18 protein-coding genes are annotated in these 21381 nt (G+C 30.8%); all 18 read right to left on the minus strand.

Translation table 11 applies throughout. The features are described from left to right. Window positions 1-3: 3 nt before the first annotated feature. Complete coding sequence (locus tag ACQPUY_RS08825) at window positions 4-324, minus strand: PTS sugar transporter subunit IIB (protein WP_430840778.1); 321 nt, start codon at window positions 322-324, stop codon at window positions 4-6. Window positions 325-823: 499 nt separating this feature from the next. Further along, entirely contained in the window at window positions 824-4354 is a 3531-nt protein-coding gene (nifJ, locus tag ACQPUY_RS08830; RefSeq protein ID WP_430840779.1) for a pyruvate:ferredoxin (flavodoxin) oxidoreductase, read from the minus strand. A gap of 269 nt (window positions 4355-4623) precedes the next feature. Further along, window positions 4624-5331, minus strand: a complete 708-nt coding sequence (locus ACQPUY_RS08835; protein WP_430840780.1) for a pirin family protein — start codon at window positions 5329-5331, stop codon at window positions 4624-4626. 10 nt (window positions 5332-5341) lie between these two features. Next, on the minus strand, window positions 5342-5941 hold the full coding sequence (locus ACQPUY_RS08840) for a nitroreductase family protein (protein WP_430840781.1): 600 nt from the start codon (window positions 5939-5941) through the stop codon (window positions 5342-5344). Window positions 5942-6003: 62 nt separating this feature from the next. Then, window positions 6004-6426 (minus strand): MarR family winged helix-turn-helix transcriptional regulator, encoded by a 423-nt coding sequence (locus ACQPUY_RS08845; RefSeq protein WP_430840782.1) that lies wholly within the window; start codon window positions 6424-6426, stop codon window positions 6004-6006. Between the two features lie 216 nt (window positions 6427-6642). Next, window positions 6643-6813 (minus strand): hypothetical protein, encoded by a 171-nt coding sequence (locus tag ACQPUY_RS08850; RefSeq protein WP_430840783.1) that lies wholly within the window; start codon window positions 6811-6813, stop codon window positions 6643-6645. A gap of 25 nt (window positions 6814-6838) precedes the next feature. After that, complete coding sequence (glmS, locus tag ACQPUY_RS08855; RefSeq protein ID WP_430840784.1) at window positions 6839-8665, minus strand: glutamine--fructose-6-phosphate transaminase (isomerizing); 1827 nt, start codon at window positions 8663-8665, stop codon at window positions 6839-6841. Between the two features lie 740 nt (window positions 8666-9405). Beyond that, window positions 9406-9669 carry a GIY-YIG nuclease family protein gene (locus ACQPUY_RS08860; RefSeq protein WP_430840785.1) on the minus strand — a complete coding sequence of 88 codons (264 nt, stop codon included), beginning with the start codon at window positions 9667-9669 and terminating at the stop codon, window positions 9406-9408. A 136-nt stretch (window positions 9670-9805) separates the two neighbouring features. Beyond that, window positions 9806-10342: a hypothetical protein gene (locus ACQPUY_RS08865; protein ID WP_430840786.1), complete on the minus strand. Its 537-nt coding sequence runs from the start codon at window positions 10340-10342 to the stop codon at window positions 9806-9808. 172 nt (window positions 10343-10514) lie between these two features. After that, window positions 10515-11480 (minus strand): 1,4-dihydroxy-2-naphthoate polyprenyltransferase, encoded by a 966-nt coding sequence (gene menA / locus ACQPUY_RS08870; RefSeq protein WP_430840787.1) that lies wholly within the window; start codon window positions 11478-11480, stop codon window positions 10515-10517. 194 nt (window positions 11481-11674) lie between these two features. Continuing rightward, on the minus strand, window positions 11675-12679 hold the full coding sequence (gene ilvC / locus ACQPUY_RS08875) for a ketol-acid reductoisomerase (protein WP_430840788.1): 1005 nt from the start codon (window positions 12677-12679) through the stop codon (window positions 11675-11677). A gap of 19 nt (window positions 12680-12698) precedes the next feature. After that, entirely contained in the window at window positions 12699-14369 is a 1671-nt protein-coding gene (gene ilvB, locus ACQPUY_RS08880) for a biosynthetic-type acetolactate synthase large subunit (RefSeq protein WP_430840789.1), read from the minus strand. Window positions 14370-14513: 144 nt separating this feature from the next. Then, the gene (gene ilvD / locus ACQPUY_RS08885) at window positions 14514-16172 is read right to left on the minus strand and encodes a dihydroxy-acid dehydratase (RefSeq protein ID WP_430840790.1); all 1659 of its coding nucleotides are present in this window, start codon (window positions 16170-16172) and stop codon (window positions 14514-14516) included. A 19-nt stretch (window positions 16173-16191) separates the two neighbouring features. Further along, the gene (gene leuB, locus ACQPUY_RS08890; protein WP_430840791.1) at window positions 16192-17262 is read right to left on the minus strand and encodes a 3-isopropylmalate dehydrogenase; all 1071 of its coding nucleotides are present in this window, start codon (window positions 17260-17262) and stop codon (window positions 16192-16194) included. Between the two features lie 139 nt (window positions 17263-17401). Continuing rightward, on the minus strand, window positions 17402-17890 hold the full coding sequence (gene leuD, locus ACQPUY_RS08895; protein ID WP_430840792.1) for a 3-isopropylmalate dehydratase small subunit: 489 nt from the start codon (window positions 17888-17890) through the stop codon (window positions 17402-17404). A gap of 139 nt (window positions 17891-18029) precedes the next feature. Further along, window positions 18030-19304: a 3-isopropylmalate dehydratase large subunit gene (leuC, locus tag ACQPUY_RS08900; RefSeq protein ID WP_430840793.1), complete on the minus strand. Its 1275-nt coding sequence runs from the start codon at window positions 19302-19304 to the stop codon at window positions 18030-18032. Window positions 19305-19438: 134 nt separating this feature from the next. Then, window positions 19439-19951, minus strand: coding sequence for an acetolactate synthase small subunit (gene ilvN / locus ACQPUY_RS08905; protein WP_430840794.1), 513 nt, complete (start codon window positions 19949-19951; stop codon window positions 19439-19441). A 628-nt stretch (window positions 19952-20579) separates the two neighbouring features. Next, window positions 20580-21356, minus strand: a complete 777-nt coding sequence (gene ygiD, locus ACQPUY_RS08910; protein ID WP_430840795.1) for a 4,5-DOPA dioxygenase extradiol — start codon at window positions 21354-21356, stop codon at window positions 20580-20582. Window positions 21357-21381 lie beyond the last annotated feature (25 nt).

Below are 21381 nucleotides of genomic sequence, written 5' to 3' on the forward strand. Positions count from 1 at the left end.
ATACTATTGATTAGCTTTTATCATTTTTATTGCTTGTTTTAAAACTTTTTCACCATTCATAGTTCCATAATCAGCGGCATTAATAACAGCTACAGGAACATTTTTTTCTTTACAAGGTCCTTCTATATCTTTAAGTAAGAACTTAACTTGTGGTCCTAAAAGTACACAATCAACTTGCTTTTCATTTAATGTTTCAAAAGACTTTGCAAATGGAAGCGCTTCTATGTTAACATTTACATTATGCTTAGCTGCAACCTCTCTCATTTTTGTTACTAATAAGCTTGTTGACATTCCAGCGTCACAGAATAAATAGATATTTTTCATAATAAATCCTCCTAAAAAATTATTTTATTATTTCTGAAATTATATATAGCAATTATTATACCAACTTTAAAAATATTTAGTAATCCCTTTATTTTCTTAAGATTTTTTATATTTTTTAAAGTATAAAAACATAGTAAATGCTAGTGTATAACTTATTAACACACTTATTTTTATATTTTTTCGACTTTTTTGTATAGTGTATCATTTTAAAAATCAATCTATACATTGTGATTGTTTACAAAATACATATTAAGATACATATTATTTTTTTACTTGTCGTAAACTCCAAGTCATGGAATATGATATAAAGAAGATTAATGGTTTAAAGCAGAGTTAGAAGTTATAAATAAAAAATAGCCCTAATAGTTCCAAAATTTCCATGCTAAAAGCTAATGAATGTATTGAATCTAAAAAGGCTATATTCCATATCTTAGTCATTTATCTTTTGCAACTTAATATTATTTTACTTAAGATAAATTTATGTGTCTACTATATTAAATTATAATATTGTATTTTGTGATAAACTCTTATATCTTTCGTATCTTTCCTTAGCATTTTGCTCTGTTTTTTCAAATAACTCATCTGCTATTTCCGGGAAAGCTTTAGCTAATGATGCATATCTAACTTCTCCCATCAAGAAATCTCTTAAGCTATTACTTGGCTCCTTAGAATCTAAGTTAAATGGATTCTTTCCTTCAACCTTTAAATCTGGATTATATCTATATAGATGCCAGTATCCTGAATCAACAGCTCTCTTTTCTTCATATGGAGTATTAGACATACCAATCTTAATTCCATGAGATATACAAGTAGCATAAGCTATTACTAATGAAGGGCCCTTATAAGCCTCTGCTTCTGCAATTGCTTTAAGAGTTTGATTTAAGTTAGCTCCCATACATACTTGTGCTACATAAACATAACCATATGTCATAGCCATTAGACCTAAATCTTTCTTCTTAGTTCTCTTTCCATTTGCTGCAAACTTAGCAACAGCTGCTTCTGGTGTAGATTTAGAAGACTGTCCTCCAGTATTTGAATAAATTTCAGTATCAAATACTAAAACATTTATATCTTCTCCAGATGCTAATACGTGATCAAGGCCACCATATCCAATATCGTAAGCCCATCCGTCTCCACCAAATATCCATTGAGATCTCTTAACAAAAAATTCTTTATCCTTTAATATTTCTTTTGCTATATCTGAATTTTGTGCTTCTAGAACTCTTCTTAAGCTTTCAGCTCTTTGTCTTGTTCCTTCTCCATTATCTACATTATCTAACCAATCTTTTAATACAGCATTAGTTTCTTCAGACATATTTCCTTCTTCTAAAGCTATTCTTACATTATCAGCAATTCTATCTCTAATTGTCTTAACTCCTAAGAACATTCCTAATCCGTATTCTGCATTATCTTCAAATAATGAATTAGCCCAAGCTGGACCATGGCCATTATGGTTTGGTCTATATGCAGTAGCAGCTCCTGACGCAGCCCATATTGATGAACATCCTGTTGCATTGGCAATCATCATTCTATCACCAAATAATTGGGTTACAAGTTTAGCATAAGCAGTTTCACCACATCCTGCACATGCTCCTGAGAATTCAAGTAATGGTTCTTCAAATTGGCTACCCTTAACTGTAGTCTTACTCATTGGATTTTCTTTTGGAGTAAGTTCTTCAATAGCATAATTCCATGCTTCAATTTGTTCACTTTGAGTATCCATAGGCTTCATTACTAAAGCTTTTCCTGGTGCTGGACAAATTTGAGCACAGTTTCCACATCCAGTACAATCTAAAGGAGTTATTCCAATAGTATAATGGAATTCTTTATCTCCCTTAACTCCATTAGCCTTTACACTCTTATAACTATCTGGAGCATTTTCTATCTCCTTTTTAGTTGCTAAGAATGGTCTAATAACTGCATGAGGACAAACAAATGAACATTGGTTACATTGAATACACTTATCTGGAAGCCATTCAGGAACATTAACTGCTATTCCTCTCTTTTCAAAGGCAGTTGTACCAGCCATAAATGTTCCATCTGAAACTCCTGAATCTACAAATGTTGATACAGGTAAACTACCGCCCTCTAATTTATTTATTGGAATACATATTTCTTCTACAAACTTCGGAACATTCATCTTTTCTTCAAGCATATCATCTTCAGCATTTTTCCAATCTTCTGGAAGATTTACTTTAATTAATGATTCTAATCCCTTATCAATGGCTTCAAAGTTCATATTGATAACTTTTTCACCTTTTTTACCGTAGGAAGTAACTACTGCATCCTTTAAATACTTAACAGCATCTTCAATAGGAATAATATTAGCTAGCTTAAAGAATGCTGCTTGCATTATCATATTAATTCTTCCCCCAAGACCTATTTCTTGAGCTATTTTTATTGCATTAATAATATAGAACTGTATATTATTTTCTGCTATATATCTCTTCATCTCAGCAGGAAGCTTTTTATTTAATTCTTCCTCACTCCAAATAGTATTTAAAACAAATACTCCATTCTTTTTAAGTCCTTTTAATACGTCATAATTATAAACATAAGATTGATTATGACATGCAACAAAATCTGCTTTATCTATTTCATAGTGAGATTTTATTGGAGTTTTACCAAATCTTAAGTGGGAAACTGTAATTCCTCCTGATTTTTTAGAATCATAGGCAAAATATCCTTGTGCATACATATTTGTATGATCACCTATAATTTTAATAGCACTCTTATTCGCCCCAACTGTACCATCTGAACCTAGCCCCCAGAACTTACATGCTGTTATTCCTTCTGGTGTAGCATCTATATCTTCCTTAGGTGATAGTGATAAATAAGTTACATCATCTTCTATTCCTATAGTAAATCTATTCTTTGGTTTCTCTTCTTTTAAGTTATCAAAAACTGCTGCTATATGAGATGGGTATGGATCCTTTGAACCAAGTCCAAATCTACCTCCATATACCTTTGGTGGATTTTCCATTTCATTAACTGCTCTAACTATATCTAAATATAAAGGCTCGCCAATAGAACCAGGCTCCTTAGTCCTGTCTAATGCAGCAATCTTTTTAACACTCTTTGGAATAACCTTTAATAACTTTTCTATTGAAAATGGTCTATAAAGTCTTACCTTTACAAGTCCTACTTTTTCTCCCTTTGATCTTAAGTAATCTATAGTTTCTTCTGCAACTTCAATTACTGAACCCATAGCTACTAATATTCTATCTGCTTCTGGATCTCCATAGTAATCAAAACAATGATATTCTCTTCCAGTAAGCTCAGTTATTTTTGACATATATTCTTCAACTATATCAGGAATATCTTCATAATACTTATTTAATGATTCAGTTAATTGGAAGTATACATCTGGATTTTGTGCTGTTCCTCTTATAACTGGATGATCAGGATTTAAAGCACTTTTTCTAAACTCATTTAAAGCTTCATAATCAACAAGATTTGCTAATTCATCATATTCTAAAACCTCAATCTTTTGTATCTCATGAGATATTCTAAATCCGTCAAAGAAATTTACAAAAGGCATTCTAGCTTTAATTGCTGTTAAGTGAGCTACAGGTGCTAGGTCCATAACTTCTTGAACAGATCCTTCTGAAAGCATTGCAAAACCAGTTTGTCTTGCTGCCATAACGTCTTGGTGATCACCAAATATACTTAATGATGATGTTGCAATTGCTCTTGCAGCTACATGAATAACTGCTGGAAGCCTTTCACCAACAATCTTATACATATTAGGAACCATAAGTAATAAACCTTGTGAAGCTGTAAAAGTAGTACTTAAAGCTCCTGCTTGAAGGGAACCATGAAGTGCTCCTGCTGCTCCTGCCTCAGATTGCATTTCAACTACATTTACTGGTTTACCGAAAATATTTTTTCTTCCTTTTGCAACCCACTCATCTACATGCTCAGCCATAGGTGAAGAAGGGGTGATTGGGAAAATTGAACTTACTTCTGTAAGAGCATAAGCAACATAAGCTGCTGCGGTATTTCCATCCATGGTTTTTGTTTTTCTCATTTGCCTGTTAATCCTCCTTTAAATTCTAATAAGATATAATTTCCTAAATAATAAAATTAATTTATATAAAAACACTTTAATATTTTAAGTATTTGCATTGCCATGTTCTATTATGCAATTAATATTTTCTCTAATAAACATAGCGTAAATTCACTATACCAAATTTTTCTTGTATTTAAAAGATAATAATTATTTTAAAATAATTACTGTAATCAAAATAAGAGAAGCTGTATCAAACAGCCTCTCTTATTTTAATTATGCGACAGCACCTACCACTTTAATGCTTTTTTCATTTCAATAACAAGTATATGTGATTTTTTATTTGCTTTAATTTTTATATCTTCCTCAACTATTTCAAGTCCATCTCTTTCATCAATATCAATATTATTAATAGTAGAATCTCCTTCTATTTGAACTAAATACCCTTGTCTTCCTTTGCCTACTGGAAAATCTATTTCTTTTCCTTCATCTAATTCAACTACATAAAAGTTTGCATCTTGATTAATCTTTATAGGTGCATTTCCTTCATTACTTGATACTATATTAAGCCATTTATTTTGTCTATCTTCTTCTTTAAATCTGTGATCTCCATATGCTGGCTTATATCCCTTATTATCTGGAACTATCCATATTTGAAGTATTCTTGTAGTTTCAGTACCTAAGTTATGCTCGCTATGATAAACTCCTGTTCCAGCACTCATATATTGAACTTCGCCTCTATATACAGTGTTTTTATGCCCCATTGTATCTGCATGGGTTAATCCACCATTAATAACATAAGATACAATTTCCATATCCTTATGTGGATGAAAATCAAAACCAGTTCCTGCTGATATTAAATCATCATTTATAACTCTTAAAACTCCAAAGTTCATGTTATCAATATTAAAATAATCTGCAAAAGAAAAATGGAATATACTTCGTAGCCATCCTAAATCACTCTTTCCCATATTTCTATGATCTAACTTTCGTAACATTTTAACCTCCTTATTTTAAGACTTTAACCCTATCTTCTATTGGATTAAAAGCTTTTTCACCTGCTCCTGCTACAATCTTACCAAAAGGCATTTGGGCCATCATCTTCCAAGTACTTGGTATATTGAATTCCTTCTTAACTCCTGCATCTATTAATTCAGTATAGTGTTGAAGACTTGCTCCAAGACCTTCTGTTGCAAAAGCAGTCCAAACTGAGAATTGCATCATACCTGAAGTTTGTACAGCCCATACTGGGAAATTATCCTTATATAACTCAAATTGTTGTTGTAATGATTCTACCATTCCAAAATCTTCAAAGAATAATACTGTTCCATATCCACCCTTAAAAGAATTAATTTTTCCTTCAGTTGATGCAAAATCACTTACTGGAACTATCTTTCTTAAAGCTTCCATAGTTATATCCCATAGTTTATCATGAGATTCTCCTAATAAAATAACAGTTCTTGTTGTTTGAGAATTAAAAGCAGATGGTACGTGCTTTACTATATCCTCTACTATTTCCTTAATTCTTTCATCTGATATTGGTGACTCCTTACTTATTGCATAAATACTTCTTCTTTCCTTTATTGCATCATAAAAATTTTTATTCATTTATAATCCTCTCCTATCTTCCATTACCCTATTTTATTTTTATATATTTTCAATGAAAAAAATTACTTTAAAACTTTTCTTAATTGAATTAAATTTTCAAGAAGTTGAATTTTATTTTCTTCACTTATATCTTTAAATAAATTATCTATAAAGTCCTTGTGCTTAGGAAATATATAGTCTATAAAATCATGTCCCTTTTCCGTTAATGAAACATAATAAACTCTTTTATCTTTATTACATTTTCTACGAACTACAAAATCCTTTTTTTCTAGCTTATTTATTACATAAGTAATAGTCCCACTAGTAACAAGAATCTTTTCGGCTACCTTTTGCACAGGTTGATCACCTTTATGATATAACATTTCTAAAACACCAAATTCACTTATATTTAGCTCAAATTCTTTAAGACTTTTTTCTACTTCAAAAAATAAACTATCATAAGTTCTAGCCATTGCAATAACTAGCTTTAAATTCACATTATCCATATATTCACCTACATTATCTTGATTTCAAGATAATTATAATCCTATTATATCTTGAAGTCAAGATAATTATTGAAAATTATTTTCAATTACTTATTAAAACCCTTTTTGATTTAGAAATTCATAAAAAAATAAGTAAAATAGGTGTTGCAAAATTACTTGATATTTTAAAAAAGCTATGCATCTTTTGATGCATAGCTTTTAGTTGAAATTTATATATTAGTTAGCTGATGTTTCAGATAACTGCTCTAAGTCTTTAATTATTACTTTCACTAGGTCTAGCTTCCCCATAGCATAGTCCTTTTCATTTAACCAATCTATTCCTAATTCTAAGGCTTTTTCTGTCTCCTTATAATCTTCTAATAATTTTTTAACTAATTCTTCTCTCATATTATTTCTCTCCTTAAATATATCATTACTCAACAGTAACTGATTTTGCTAGGTTACGAGGCTTGTCTACATCACAACCCTTTTGTTTTGCCATATAATAAGATATTAATTGAAGTGGTACTACTGATAATACTGGACTTAATAATGGGTTTGTTTTTGGTATATAAATTACATCATCACACACTTCTTTAGCATCTTCGTCACCTTCATTTGCTATTCCTAAAACTCTTGCACCTCTTGTAACTACTTCTCTAATATTGCTTATCATCTTATCTTTTAACCTATCTTCAGTTAATAATGCTATTACTGGAGTTTCTTTTTCTATTAATGCTATTGGACCATGCTTAAGTTCTCCACCAGCATATGCTTCTGAATGAATATAAGATATTTCTTTAAGTTTTAATGACCCTTCTAATGCTACAGCATAATCAACTCCTCTTCCTAAGAAGAATAAGTCTTTATTCATATAATGCTTTGAAGCATATTTTTGTAATTCATCTTTTTTATTTAAGATTAATTCCACTTTTTCAGGTAATTCTAGTAATTCTTCTTTTATTTCTTCTGATAAGTTACTATCTAAAGTTCCCTTAAGCTCTCCAAAGTATAATCCTACAACATAAAATGCTATTAATTGTGTTTCATATGCCTTTGTTGATGCAACTGCAATTTCTGGACCTGCCCAAGTATAAATAACATGATGAGCTTCTCTTGAAACTGAGCTTCCAACAACATTTGTAATAGCAAGAACCTTTGCTCCTATTTTCTTAGCATCTCTTAAAACTGCTAGAGTATCTGCTGTTTCTCCAGATTGGCTAACAACTATTACTAATGATTTTTCTGTTATAAGTGGATCTCTATATCTAAATTCTGAAGCTATATCAACCTCTACTGGTATCTTAGCTAATTTTTCTATTATAGTTTTTCCAACTAATCCTGCATGATAAGCTGTTCCACATGCAACTATAAATACTCTATCGAAAGATTCTAGTTCTTCCTTTGTAAGATTTATATCATCTAATTTAACTGGTGTATTCTTTAAAACTCTAGATGTTAATGTATCTTTTATTGCCTTTGGCTGTTCATGGATTTCTTTTAACATGAAATCTTCATAACCACCTTTTTCTGCTGCATCTACATCCCAAGTAACGTGATAAACTTCCTTAGTAATTTCTTCCCCATCTTCTGTTTTAATTTCTACTCCATCATTAGTTATTATTACGAATTCTTTATCTTCTAATAAATAAACTTCTCTTGTATGATTAAGAACTGCTGGTATATCAGAAGCTATGAAATATTCACCTTTTCCAAGTCCAACTATTAATGGACTATCTTTTCTAACTGCTACTATTTTATCTGGCTCATTTTTACAGATAACTCCAATAGCATAACTTCCTTCCATCTTTGATGTAGCTTTAGTTACAGCTTCAAATAAATCTCCATTATAATAGTAATCTACTAAGTTTGGAATTACTTCTGTATCAGTTTCTGAATAAAATTTATATCCCTTAGTTTTTAACCATTCTTTTAATTTTATATAATTTTCTATAATCCCATTATGAACAACACTAATTGTTGCATCCCCATTGGTATGAGGATGTGAATTAACATCTGATGGTTCTCCATGAGTTGCCCATCTAGTATGTCCAATCCCTATATTCCCATTTAAAGGATTTTGCTTTAAGTTATCTTCTAAATTCTTTAAGCGACCCTTATACTTTCTAACTTCTATTTCTCCGTCTTCTAATACAGCCACTCCTGCTGAGTCATATCCTCTATATTCTAACTTTGATAATCCCTCAACTAATATTGGAGATGCTTCTTTCTTTCCTACGAATCCAACTATTCCGCACATATTTCTTTCTTCCTTCCATTGTCTATTATTTTTTGCTTCTAAATTAAGGATCTGTCACATACATCGCAAAATTTAAAATTTAGAATGTAAAATATCTAATTACCTATTTACTTTAAAATAAACTACTAAAAATATATTTATTTTAGTAGCTACTTAAAGATTTTCTTCTTTAATTTTACATTTTCATTGTGAGACATCACCTTGAAGGCTTTAACACCAAGCTAATATTGTCCTGCAAATCACTTCACAGTTTTGTTAGCTGTTAACGGTAGTGTGCAATACCGTGGGGCACCCGCCGAAGTATCGATACTCCCCAACCTCGTCCACTTAAGTAAGCCTCTAAGTTTTATTTTTGGCTATTAGAGCTTCCCTTTACATCTTTTAGGAAACTCCTTCTCATATTCATTCGAATGAGTAAGTTCGCCTGACTAAATCATAGATTTAGAGGCTCACTTAAGTTCTGGCGCTTTATTTTCTTTTTCTATCCTCCTTTATTTTATTATGTCCTTTAATTTATAGTACATCGTATGCACTTAAAATTAAAATCTACACTAATTTTATCATACTTTTCATCAAAATCAACGATTTTAATTTAAATTTAATTATTTTTAGTTATTTTATAAGTTTATTTTTATATTTCTCTCATTTACTCTTGTTTACTCTTATTAACAACTATACATGTAGATGTCTAGACATATTTACAATTCATAATAGTTAATGTATAATTGCTGAAACGTAGCTTAATCTGAGTTTTCATTATTCACTTTTCTATCTATTAATTTTAATTTTTCTTGCCTAGATAATTGCTTTATGGCATATTCTCTTTTCATAGCTTCTATCTTATTATCAAATTCTTCAAAATAAACTATTTCTACTGGTAACCTAGCCTTAGTATATTTTGCTCCTTTTCCACTATTATGAGCCTTAAGTCTTTTTTCTAAAGAGGTTGTCCATCCAGTATATAAAGTATTATCACAACATTTTAATATATAAACGTAATTCATTTAATCTCTCCAATATAATCTATTTATTAACTTTAATAAATAGATTATACATTAAAAAAGTGCTTCTATATAATTCCCTAAATATTAAACAAAGGTTATCTTAAAACAATGATATTTAAGATAACCTTTTAATTATTTATTTAAATGCATTTTCAATTCTTGTTTTTATCTCCTCAACTTTATCTTTAGCGACAGTTGATTTTTCTCTTATAGCTGTATCATATTCATTAAATAGATTTTCCATATCAGTAACAGTGCTTCTTAAAGAAGCGTCTTCAACTGTATTCTTTAAATTGGTAAGTTTCCCTTTAAATTCAGTACTATATTTATCCCAGTCCTCAGTTTTTATATTCTCTATTCCACCTTCAACTTTTCCCTTAAATTCTGTATATAAATTATTTACAGAAGTTCTACTTTCATCCATTGATGATCCAGGCATATTGGCGCCATTAGTATTTGGGTTAGTTCCACCGATTCCATCTGTTACACCTGTACCATTTGTATTTCCATTTGTTCCATCTGTTACACCTGTACCATTTGTATTTCCATTTGTTCCGTCTGTTACACCTGTACCAGCATTATTATTTGTTGATGGGTTTTCTGTATTAGTTTTTCCACAAGCAACTATTCCTAAACTACAAGTTATCAACATTCCAATTAATATTTTTTTCACTTTAACTCCTCCTCTCTTGCTACATAATTATTTTCTCTCTAATTTTATAAATTATACTGTTAGTGAAATGTTATATTTCTTGTAGCACCTGAATCTAAAAGTTAAAACAAAAAAAATATATTAAAATCTTATTTTAGTAATTTAAATAAATTACTTTCCTAATTGTCCATTGTTAACTGTTAATTATTAATTGTAATAATACTCCACCTAATATAGTTAAAGCATAAACTAAATTCGTAATTACAAAATTCTTCACAGCCAATATAAATGTATCTTTTTTTGTTTGAAGTTTGTTGAATTTATTTATATTTCCTTGAACTAATTTTAAGGCTAGTAGAGTTACTATTGAAATTGTAGGTAATGCTCCAATTAATACACCTATAACTATTGCTATAAAGCCAATATAATATAAGAATTTAAATAACTTTAATGCATTTTCCTTTCCTATATAAATTGGTAATGTATATCTCTTATTTTCAATATCATCTTCTATATCACAAATATTATTTGCAAGCATTATATTGGATATTCCCATTATTGGACATACGCTTATTAAAAATATATTTATTAACTCAATAATATTAAAGCTAATACTTATATTACTTAATTCATTAAAACTTATATTTAATATTCCCGCATCAAATACATGAATATAAATAGTTAGAAATGTTATTATAAATCCCATAGCTAGTCCCGAAAAAATTTCACCAAAAGGTGTTCTTGAAATTGGAATTGGTCCAAAAGAATATGTAATTCCTATAACAAAGGATACTGCTCCAATTAATAGAACTATTATATTTGTATTTTTAACTAATAATAATCCTAAAGTAGTCGCCATGATTAGCATAGTGAAAATAGTTACTCTTACTATCTTTGGATTTAAATTATGGCTTACTATTGCATTATGCGTTTCATATCCATAGCCTTCTTTTTTTATTGCTTTAGAATAATCCATATAATTATTTATAGCTGTAGTAGTCATATCAAATATTATCATTGAAGAAAACATTATAATAGCATTCTTCACATTAAAAGTATCAAATCTATATATTGCATAAAATGTTCCTAATAAAAAAGGAATAACACTTGCTACCTTTGTTCGAATCTCTACTAAATTTAAAAAACTTTTAATATTCATTTAATTTCCTCCTTATTTATTACTTAATATTTTAGCATAAACTAAAAAAATATATAAATAATTTCAAATAAAAAAGTATTAAAATATCATATCTAGGTTCTGTCGCTTCGCTCCAAGTCACCTTGCTATGATATTTTAATACTTCAAAACTGAAGGATGGAAATTATAAAAGCTACCTTTCGGCAGCCTTTATATTAATCTAACTTCTTAGCATCTATCCAACTCATCATTTCTCTAAGTTCTTTACCAACTACTTCAATTGGATGTTCTGCTTCCATTTTTCTTCTTGCATTAAACATTGGTCTTCCAACTTGGTTTTCTAATAACCAGTTCTTTGCAAATGTTCCATCTTGGATTTCTTTTAATACTTTCTTCATTTCTTTCTTTGTTTCATCTGTTACTATTCTATCCCCAACCATGTAATCACCATATTCAGCAGTATCAGATATTGAATATCTCATCATGCTCATACCACCTTGATATAGTAAGTCTACAATTAATTTCATTTCGTGTAAACACTCAAAATATGCATTTTCTTGTGCATATCCAGCTTCAACTAAAGTTTCAAAACCTGCTTTTATAAGAGCTGTACAACCTCCACAAAGAACTGCTTGTTCTCCAAATAGGTCTGTTTCTGTTTCATCTTTAAATGTAGTTTCTAGAACTCCTGCTCTAGCTCCACCTATTCCATTAGAATATGCAAGTGCTAAATCACGAGCATTTCCTGTTGCATTTTGATATACAGCTATTAAACATGGTACTCCTGATCCTTCAGTATAAGTTCTTCTTACCATATGTCCAGGTCCCTTAGGTGCACACATAAATACATCTACATCTGCTGGTGGAACTATTTGTCCATAATGAATATTGAATCCATGAGCAAATACTAAAGCATTTCCTGCTTCTAAGTTTGGTGCTATTTCTGTTTTATAAACCTGTGCTTGTTTTTCATCTGGTAATAAAATCATTATAACATCAGCAACCTTTGTTGCTTCTGCAACTGTTGCTACTTGTAATCCTGCTTTTTCAGCTCTTTCCCAAGACTTACTTCCATTATAAAGTCCTACAACAACATCTACTCCACTTTCTTGTAAGTTTAATGCATGTGCGTGTCCTTGGCTACCATATCCAACTATAGCAACCTTCTTCCCCTTTAATAAATCTAAATTTGTGTCCTTTTCATAATACATTTTTGCCATTTGTCTAACCCCCTGTTATTTATACATCTTCTTCGCTTATTATTTCATTAATTGGTGCACCAGGTGCAACCATAGGAAATACTTTTTTATCATTGTGAATTACATAATCTATTACAACAGGCCCTTTATATTCTAGGGCTTCCTTTAATACTGGCACAAGCTCCTCTTTTTCGAAGACTCTGTATCCCTTGCCACCAAAAGCTTCTGCTACCTTTACAAAATCTGTAGTGCTATTTAAAGTTGTTGATGAATACCTTCCTTCATAGAAAAAGTTTTGCCATTGTCTAACCATTCCTAATGAATTGTTATTTACTATTATAACTATTATCGGTAACTTATTTTTGGCTGCTGTAGCTAATTCATTACAGTTCATTCCAAAACTTCCATCTCCGGCAATATTAATTACTTGTTTATCTTTTAATGCCATTTGTGCTCCAATTGAAGCTCCAAGTCCGTATCCCATAGTTCCAAGACCACCTGATGATATGAAAGTTCTTGGTGTCTTAAACTTAAAGAATTGAGAAGTCCACATTTGATGCTGTCCAACTTCTGTTGTAATTACGAAGCTACCATCGTCTAATTCACTAAGCTTTCTAAATAAAAACTCTGGAGTTAATTCTCCTGTTTCAGAAGTTTCTTCAATATTTATAGCTTTAAGTTCTCTCATTTTTTCAAGCCACTCCGCATTCTTTTTTTCTTTAAGAAGTGGTATTAATCTCTGGAGAACTATTTTTAAATCTCCAACTACAAAAGCATCTACTTTTACATTTTTATTTATTTCTGCTGGATCTACATCTATATGAATTATCTTTGCATTTCTAATATGATCTTGGTTACTTATAACTCTATCACTAAATCTCGCACCAAGATTTATTAATAAATCACATTTACTGGTTAATATATTTGAAGCCTTACTTCCATGCATTCCAATCATTCCAGTATATAGTGGATGATTATATGGAAATGATGACATTGCCATAAGCGAAGTTGCAATTGGTGAATTTATCTTATTAACTATCTCCATAAGCTCTTCATAAGCTCCTGATGCTACTACTCCTCCCCCTGCATATATAAATGGATTTTCTGCTTCATTAATTAATTTTGCTACACTTTGTAAAGCCTCATCAGTTATATGCTTAGTTTTTCTTTCAACTTCCTTCGGAATTAATGATTCATATATTGCTTTAGCTTGTGTTATATCTTTAGGTATATCTATTAGTACAGGTCCTGGTCTTCCTTCCCTTGCTATATAAAATGCTTCTTTTACTACTCTTTGCAAATCATTAACATCTTTAACTATATAATTGTGCTTTGTTATTGGTATTGTTATCCCTGTAATATCAACTTCTTGAAAACTATCCTTGCCTAATAATTGCTTTGTTACATTCCCCGTGATAGCAACTATAGGAATAGAATCCATATATGCCGTAGCAATACCAGTAACTAAATTAGTTGCTCCCGGACCAGAAGTAGCTAGACAAACTCCAACTCTCCCAGTAGCCCTTGCATATCCATCTGCAGCATGCGAAGCTCCTTGCTCATGAGCTGTTAATATATGAGTAAGCTTATCTCTATATTTATATAACTCATCATATATATTAAGAACAGCACCACCTGGATATCCAAATATAGTATCAACACCCTCATCTAAAAGAGATTTTATTAATATTTCAGCTCCAGTTATGATCATAAATACCCCCCTTTTTTCAATTCATAATGCATAATTGATAATTAATAATTATGGAAATAATTCAGCTAAGCTGAATTATTAAAATTCTCCAAACTCCAATGGAGTTTATTTCTAAATTATTCATTATGCATTATTAATTATCCATTATTTCAAAATTGCCCCTGTGCTTGCCGAACTTACTAATTTAGCATATCTTGCTAAATATCCTTCTGTAACTTTTGGTGGTAATGTCTTAAAATTTTTTCTTCTCTCAGATAAAATTTCATCATCTACCAATAACTCTAGTCTTCCCTTTGGAATATCTATTGAAATAATATCTCCTTCTTCTACTAAAGCTATAGTTCCACCTTCAGCGGCTTCTGGGGAAATATGTCCTATTGCAGCACCTTTTGTTGCCCCACTGAATCTTCCATCTGTTATAAGTGCTACATATTTATCTAATCCCATTCCTGCAATTGCTGATGTTGGTGATAGCATTTCTCTCATACCGGGACCTCCCTTTGGTCCTTCGTATCTTATTACTACTACATCACCTTTAACTATTTTCTTAGAAAGAATTGCGGCAATTGCATCTTCTTCTAAATCAAATACTCTTGCTGGCCCCTTATGAGTTAACATTTCTTCTAATACTGCTGACTTCTTAACTACTGCTCCATCCTTTGCTAAATTCCCTTTTAATACTCTAATTCCACCAGTTGTACTAAATGGTTCATCTATATTCTTAATTATATTGTAGTCAAGGACTTCTACTCCCTCTAAGTTTTCTTTATGAGTTTTAGATGTCGCTGTTACGCAATCTAAATTTAATAAATCTTTCTTTGAAAGCTCTTTCATAACTGCTTGAATACCACCAGCCCAATACAATTCTTCAATATGTGTATCTGATGCTGGTGCTAACCTACAAAGATTAGGTGTTATTTCTGATATTTCATTTATCATATCTAGGTTTAACTCTACCTTTGCTTCATTAGCAATAGCTGTTAAATGAAGAACACTATTTGTAGAACATCCTAACGCCATATCAACTGTTAATGCATTTCTTATAGATTTTTCATTTACTATATCTCTTGGTTTAATATCTTTTTCTAATAAGTCCATTATTTTCATACCTACATATTTAGCAAGTCTCATTCTTTCTGAATACACTGCTGGTATTGTTCCATTTCCAGGTAACCCTAAACCTAAAACTTCGGCTAAACAATTCATTGAATTTGCTGTAAACATCCCTGAACATGATCCACATGTTGGACAAGCTTTATTTTCCATATCACATAAATCACCTTCTAACATAGTCCCATTCTCAAATGCTCCTACTGCTTCAAACATAGTTGAAAGTGATACATCCTTCCCCTTAAACTTACCAGCTAACATCGGCCCTCCACTAATTACTATTGCTGGAATGTTAAGTCTTAATGCAGCCATCATCATACCTGGAACAATCTTGTCACAGTTTGGAATTAATACTAAAGCATCAAAAGCATGTGCCTTAACCATACACTCTATAGTGTCTGCAATAAGCTCTCTTGTAGCTAATGAATATCTCATTCCTTCATGTCCCATTGCAATTCCATCACATACTCCTATAGTTGGAAATACTATTGGAGTTCCTCCAGACATCAATATCCCTTTTTTAACTGATTCTACTATTTTATCTAGATTTATATGACCTGCTATTATGTCATTTTGTGAAGTTACAACACCTATTAAAGGTCTATTTATTTCTTCATCTGTTAATCCTGTTGCCTTTAGTAATGATCTATGCGGGGCTTTTTGTGGCCCTTTCTTTATTACGTCACTCCTCATATAATCCACCTCATAAAATTTAAATTTTTTCTAATACTAGCTCTCCTATCTCACTAGTTCCAACTAGCTTCATTCCATCGCTCATTATATCCCCCGTTCTATACCCTTCTTCTAAAACTTTAACTACAGCTCCTTCTATAACTCTTGCTTCGTCCTCTAAATTAAAACTGTATCTAAGCATCATTGCTGCAGAAAGTATAGTTGCTAATGGATTTGCTATGCCTTTTCCTGCGATATCTGGTGCACTACCATGTATAGGCTCATACATTCCAAGCTTTCCTTCCCCTAAAGATGCTGAAGGCAACATACCAATAGATCCCGTTATCATACTTGCTTCATCTGATAAAATATCCCCAAACATATTAGAAGTAACTATTACATCAAATTGCTTTGGATCCCTTACTAATTGCATAGAAGCATTATCTACATACATGTGATTAACTTTTACATCTGGATAATCTTTGGCAACCTCTTCTATAACACCTCTCCAAAGTCTTGAAGTTTCTAATATATTTGCTTTATCTACACTTGTAAGTTTTTTATCTCTCTTCATAGCTGTTTCAAATGCGATTTTTGCTATTCTTCTTACTTCATTTACATTATATCTTTCAGTATCATAAGCACCTTTTACTCCGTCTAATTCTTCTCTGCCTCTTTCTCCAAAATATATACCTCCAGTTAATTCTCTAACTACGCATATATCTATTCCATCTCCAATTATGCTATCTTTAAGTGGAGATGCATCCTTTAATGGTGCATATAATAAAGCTGGTCTTAGATTGCAATATAAGTTAAGACCTCCTCTTAATCCAAGTAATGCTTGCTCTGGTCTTACCTTTGCATTTAGATCATCCCATTTAGGTCCCCCAACTGCTCCAAGTAATACTGCATCAGACTTTTTGCAAGCTTCTAAAGTTTTTTCTGGAAGTGGAGTTCCCTGTTCATCTATAGCACATCCTCCAGCTAATAAGTACTCATATTCAAAAGTATGATTAAACTTATCCCCAACACAATTTAAAACATTCACAGTTTTCTCAACAACCTCTGGACCAATTCCATCTCCTGGTATAACAGCTACTTTATAATTCATCTTAATAACCCCCTATTTTACAATTAATAATTGATAATGCATAATTTATAATTGTAGATATAATTCAGCTTGCTGAATTATGAAATTTTCTAAACTCCTTTGGGAGTTTATTCCTTAATTATTCATTATCCATTACGCATTATGAATTGCTCTTAATGTAGTTTACTAATCCACCACAGTTAATTATATTTTGCATAAACTCTGGGAATGGCTCCCCTTGATATTCTTGATTTTTTGTATTATTTTTTATAATTCCTGTTGTAAAATCTATTTCAAGTTCATCTCCTGCATCTATTGATTTTACTGCTTCATCACATTCTAATATAGGTAATCCTATATTAATTGCATTTCTATAAAATATCCTTGCAAAAGTTGATGCAATAACACAACTTACTCCACTTTCCTTTATAGCTATTGGAGCATGTTCTCTTGATGAACCACAGCCAAAATTCTTATTTGCGACTATAATATCTCCTTTTTGCACTTTCTTTATAAATTCTTTATCTATATCTTCCATACAGTGAGTTGCTAATTCCTTTGGATCAGAGGTATTTAAATACCTTGCTGGAATTATTACATCTGTATCTACATTATCTCCATATTTAAAAACTCTACCTTTTGCTTGCATTTATATTTGCCCCCTTTTTATAATTGATAATTTATAATGTATAATTGATAATTATGGATATAATTCAGCTTAATCTGAATTATTAAATTTTTAGATAACTATGCTCTGCTTAGTTATTTCCTAAATTATGCATTATCAATTATGCACTATGCATTGCTACTGCTTCTGGACTTGTTATTTTTCCTGTAATTGCTGATGCTGCTGCAACTGCTGGACTTGCTAGATATACTTCTGATTCAACATGTCCCATTCTTCCCACAAAGTTTCTATTTGTAGTTGAAACTGCTCTTTCACCTTTTGCTAAGATTCCCATATGACCTCCTAAACAAGGTCCACAAGTTGATGTCGAGAATACAGCTCCTGCTTCTACTAAATCTTTTATTATGCCTTCTTCTAAAGCTTGAAGGTAAATTTTTTGAGTTCCTGGGAACACAATACATCTAATTCCTTTTTTAATTTTTTTTCCTTTTATTATATCCCTTGCAATTCTTAAATCAGATATTCTACCATTGGTACACGATCCTATAACTACTTGATCTATTTCTACTTCCCCAACTTCATCAATAGTTTTTGTATTGTCTGGTAAATGAGGGAATGCTACTGTTGGTCTTAATGTACTTAAATCTATTTCATAAACCTCATCATACTCTGCATCTTCATCTGCTTCATAAACCTTCCATTCCCTATCTGAATGCTCCTTTAGATACTCAATAGTTACATTATCTACAGGAAAAATTCCATTTTTTCCACCTGCTTCTATAGCCATGTTTGCCATTGTAAATCTATCATCTATTGAAAGATATTTTATCCCATCCCCAACAAATTCTATTGATCTATATAAAGCTCCATCAACACCTATCATACCGATAATATGGAGAATTATATCTTTACCACTTATCCAATTAGCCGGTTTATTCTTTAAAATAAACTTTATAGATGAAGGCACCTTAAACCAACACTTTCCTATAGCCATTCCCGCTGCCATATCTGTAGACCCTATTCCTGTTGAAAAAGCTCCTAATGCTCCATAAGTACACGTGTGTGAATCTGCTCCAATTACAACATCTCCAGCAACTACTAGTCCTTTTTCTGGAATTAAGCAATGCTCAATTCCCATTTCTCCAACATCAAAGTAATTTGTTATATCCTTTTCCCTAACAAATTCTCTTATCATTTTATTTTGCTCTGCTGCCTTTATATCCTTATTAGGAGTAAAATGGTCAGGTACTATTGCAACCTTATCCTTATCAAAAACTTTTTCTAGTTTTAATTTATAAAATTCATTAACTGCTACTGGTGATGTAATATCATTACCTAGCACTAAATCTAAATTTGCTTCTATTAATTGCCCCGCCTTTACACTTTCTAACCCTGCATGGGCTGCAAGAATTTTTTGAGTCATAGTCATTCCCATATTTTTAGTCCCCCTTAAAATCAATTGATAATTAAAAATGAATAATTAATAATTATGGAAATAATTCAGCTAACTGAATTATTTAATTTCTAAACTCCTATGGAGTTTTTTCATTAATTATCAATCATGCATTATTAATTAAAGTATTCCCCATACTCAGTTATATCTTTGTCTCCTCTTTCTAAAGCTGCTATTCCTGTTCTCACTATTTCTACTATTCCGTAGTCTTCCATAAGTTCTATCAAAGCATTAATTTTGCTTTCATCTCCTGTTAATTCAATAGTTACTGTATTATGTGCAACATCTATAATCTTACTTCTAAATATCTTAACTATTTCATTTATTGCCCCTCTTTTTTCTGATGAAGCTTGTACTTTTATTAAAACAAGTTCCCTATATACCGAATATTCAGAATTCAATTCATGTACTCTTAGAACATCTTCCAACTTATTAAGTTGCTTAGTAAATTGTTCTAAGACATCATCATTTCCCATTAATACAATTGTCATTCTGGATATTTCTAGATTTTCTGTTCTACCAACTGTTAAACTATCAATATTAAATCCACGTCTTGCAAATAATCCTGAAACTCTCGTTAAAACTCCTGATGAATTTCTAACTAATACAGATAATACATGTCTCTCCAAATTTTTAGCCCCCTTTAAAAAATTGTGTAAAAAAACCACCCTTAATGATAGCTCATTCTGGTGGTAATAAATTTCCGCCTTAATTTATACAATCACTAGGTTCTAACAAACCCTTGCCTTTAACGGTGCTTACCGGTTATCACTTACTAATACATCTTTGTACTTTCTTAGATACTGCTCCAGAGTGATTATTATTTAGTAAAATATCCATTCCCACCAACCATGGACTCTCTGAAAGTTTTAATCTAAATAAACGTCTCCTTCATTGCATTTATATTCATAAGGTCATATTAAATTTTAGTATTGTTAAAATTTTACTACCCATCCTTTCCAGTGTCAAGAATTTTTTGAAAACTTTGTAAATTTACTTTTAAAACACTTTTTTAAATATAGTTTATTAATACTTTATTATAAAACTAATGATATTATTAATAATTTAATATTTTTATTGAGTTATATATTTATATTTTTTTATTTTTTTATTTAAATATTAATAAATTAATTTACTGAGATTCTGTAAAATTAATGTGCAAAATAATAGTAATTTTGAGATAATTATATAAAATATAAGATTAATAAAAGGAACTCAATAATATGAATTCCTTTTATTAATCTTATATTTTTAACACTATCCTATTTTAATGCATGACATTGAAACAGAGCTGTTCTGTATACTTCTATGAATTACTTCTACATTATCATTTTTATCTTGGGCTCCAGCTACGTATAATAATGGTAAAAAATGTTCATCTGTTGGTACTGCAAGCTTGGATATATCACCTAATACTTTGTATTTAATTAATATATCATGATTATTATTTTTTATTGCATTAATTATATACTTATCAAAAGCTTCTGCCCATTCATGTGGTTTCCCATAAATATCATAGTCTGCTGCTCTTAAATTATGGACTATATCTCCACTACCTATAATTAGTATTCCTTCTTCTCTAAACTTTGCTAACTTTTGACCTATCTTATAATGTTGTTCTTCTGTAAGTAAAGCATTTAAACTCATTTCAAAGGTTGGTATATTAGCATTTGGATATAGGTATTTTAAGACTCCCCACGCCGCATGGTCTAACCCCCACTCATCAGTAAGTTCTGCTCCCTCTTCCTTTAACTCATTAGCAATCATTTCAGCGTACTTTTCTCCACCATCTGGTTCATATTTTATATTATATATTTCCTCTGGAAATCCATAAAAATCATAAATCTGTCTTGGTTTTTTACTATATGTTAGATATGTTCCTCTAGTTTTCCAATGAGCTGAAATTATAATTATAGCTTTAGGTATTTCTAACTCTTGTCCAAGTTTTATTAATGATCTTGTATATTCATTATCTAAAACTACATTCATTGGACTCCCATGAGCTAAAAATAAAACTGGCATTTTTTTATCCATTCTTATCACCTCATAAAATTCGTTT

The organism is Clostridium nigeriense, from assembly GCF_050585245.1.
Taxonomy (GTDB): Bacteria; Bacillota; Clostridia; order Clostridiales; family Clostridiaceae; genus Clostridium; species Clostridium nigeriense_A.

Bases quoted from the DNA above. Each gene is read 5' to 3' on its own strand.
- ACQPUY_RS08825 (WP_430840778.1), bottom strand. From the start codon at position 324: ATGAAAAATATCTATTTATTCTGTGACGCTGGAATGTCAACAAGCTTA.
- nifJ (WP_430840779.1), bottom strand. From the start codon at position 4,354: ATGAGAAAAACAAAAACCATGGATGGAAATACCGCAGCAGCTTATGTT.
- ACQPUY_RS08835 (WP_430840780.1), bottom strand. From the start codon at position 5,331: ATGTTACGAAAGTTAGATCATAGAAATATGGGAAAGAGTGATTTAGGA.
- ACQPUY_RS08840 (WP_430840781.1), bottom strand. From the start codon at position 5,941: ATGAATAAAAATTTTTATGATGCAATAAAGGAAAGAAGAAGTATTTAT.
- ACQPUY_RS08845 (WP_430840782.1), bottom strand. From the start codon at position 6,426: ATGGATAATGTGAATTTAAAGCTAGTTATTGCAATGGCTAGAACTTAT.
- ACQPUY_RS08850 (WP_430840783.1), bottom strand. From the start codon at position 6,813: ATGAGAGAAGAATTAGTTAAAAAATTATTAGAAGATTATAAGGAGACA.
- glmS (WP_430840784.1), bottom strand. From the start codon at position 8,665: ATGTGCGGAATAGTTGGATTCGTAGGAAAGAAAGAAGCATCTCCAATA.
- ACQPUY_RS08860 (WP_430840785.1), bottom strand. From the start codon at position 9,669: ATGAATTACGTTTATATATTAAAATGTTGTGATAATACTTTATATACT.
- menA (WP_430840787.1), bottom strand. From the start codon at position 11,480: ATGAATATTAAAAGTTTTTTAAATTTAGTAGAGATTCGAACAAAGGTA.
- ilvC (WP_430840788.1), bottom strand. From the start codon at position 12,679: ATGGCAAAAATGTATTATGAAAAGGACACAAATTTAGATTTATTAAAG.
- ilvB (WP_430840789.1), bottom strand. From the start codon at position 14,369: ATGATCATAACTGGAGCTGAAATATTAATAAAATCTCTTTTAGATGAG.
- ilvD (WP_430840790.1), bottom strand. From the start codon at position 16,172: ATGAGGAGTGACGTAATAAAGAAAGGGCCACAAAAAGCCCCGCATAGA.
- leuB (WP_430840791.1), bottom strand. From the start codon at position 17,262: ATGAATTATAAAGTAGCTGTTATACCAGGAGATGGAATTGGTCCAGAG.
- leuD (WP_430840792.1), bottom strand. From the start codon at position 17,890: ATGCAAGCAAAAGGTAGAGTTTTTAAATATGGAGATAATGTAGATACA.
- leuC (WP_430840793.1), bottom strand. From the start codon at position 19,304: ATGGGAATGACTATGACTCAAAAAATTCTTGCAGCCCATGCAGGGTTA.
- ygiD (WP_430840795.1), bottom strand. From the start codon at position 21,356: ATGGATAAAAAAATGCCAGTTTTATTTTTAGCTCATGGGAGTCCAATG.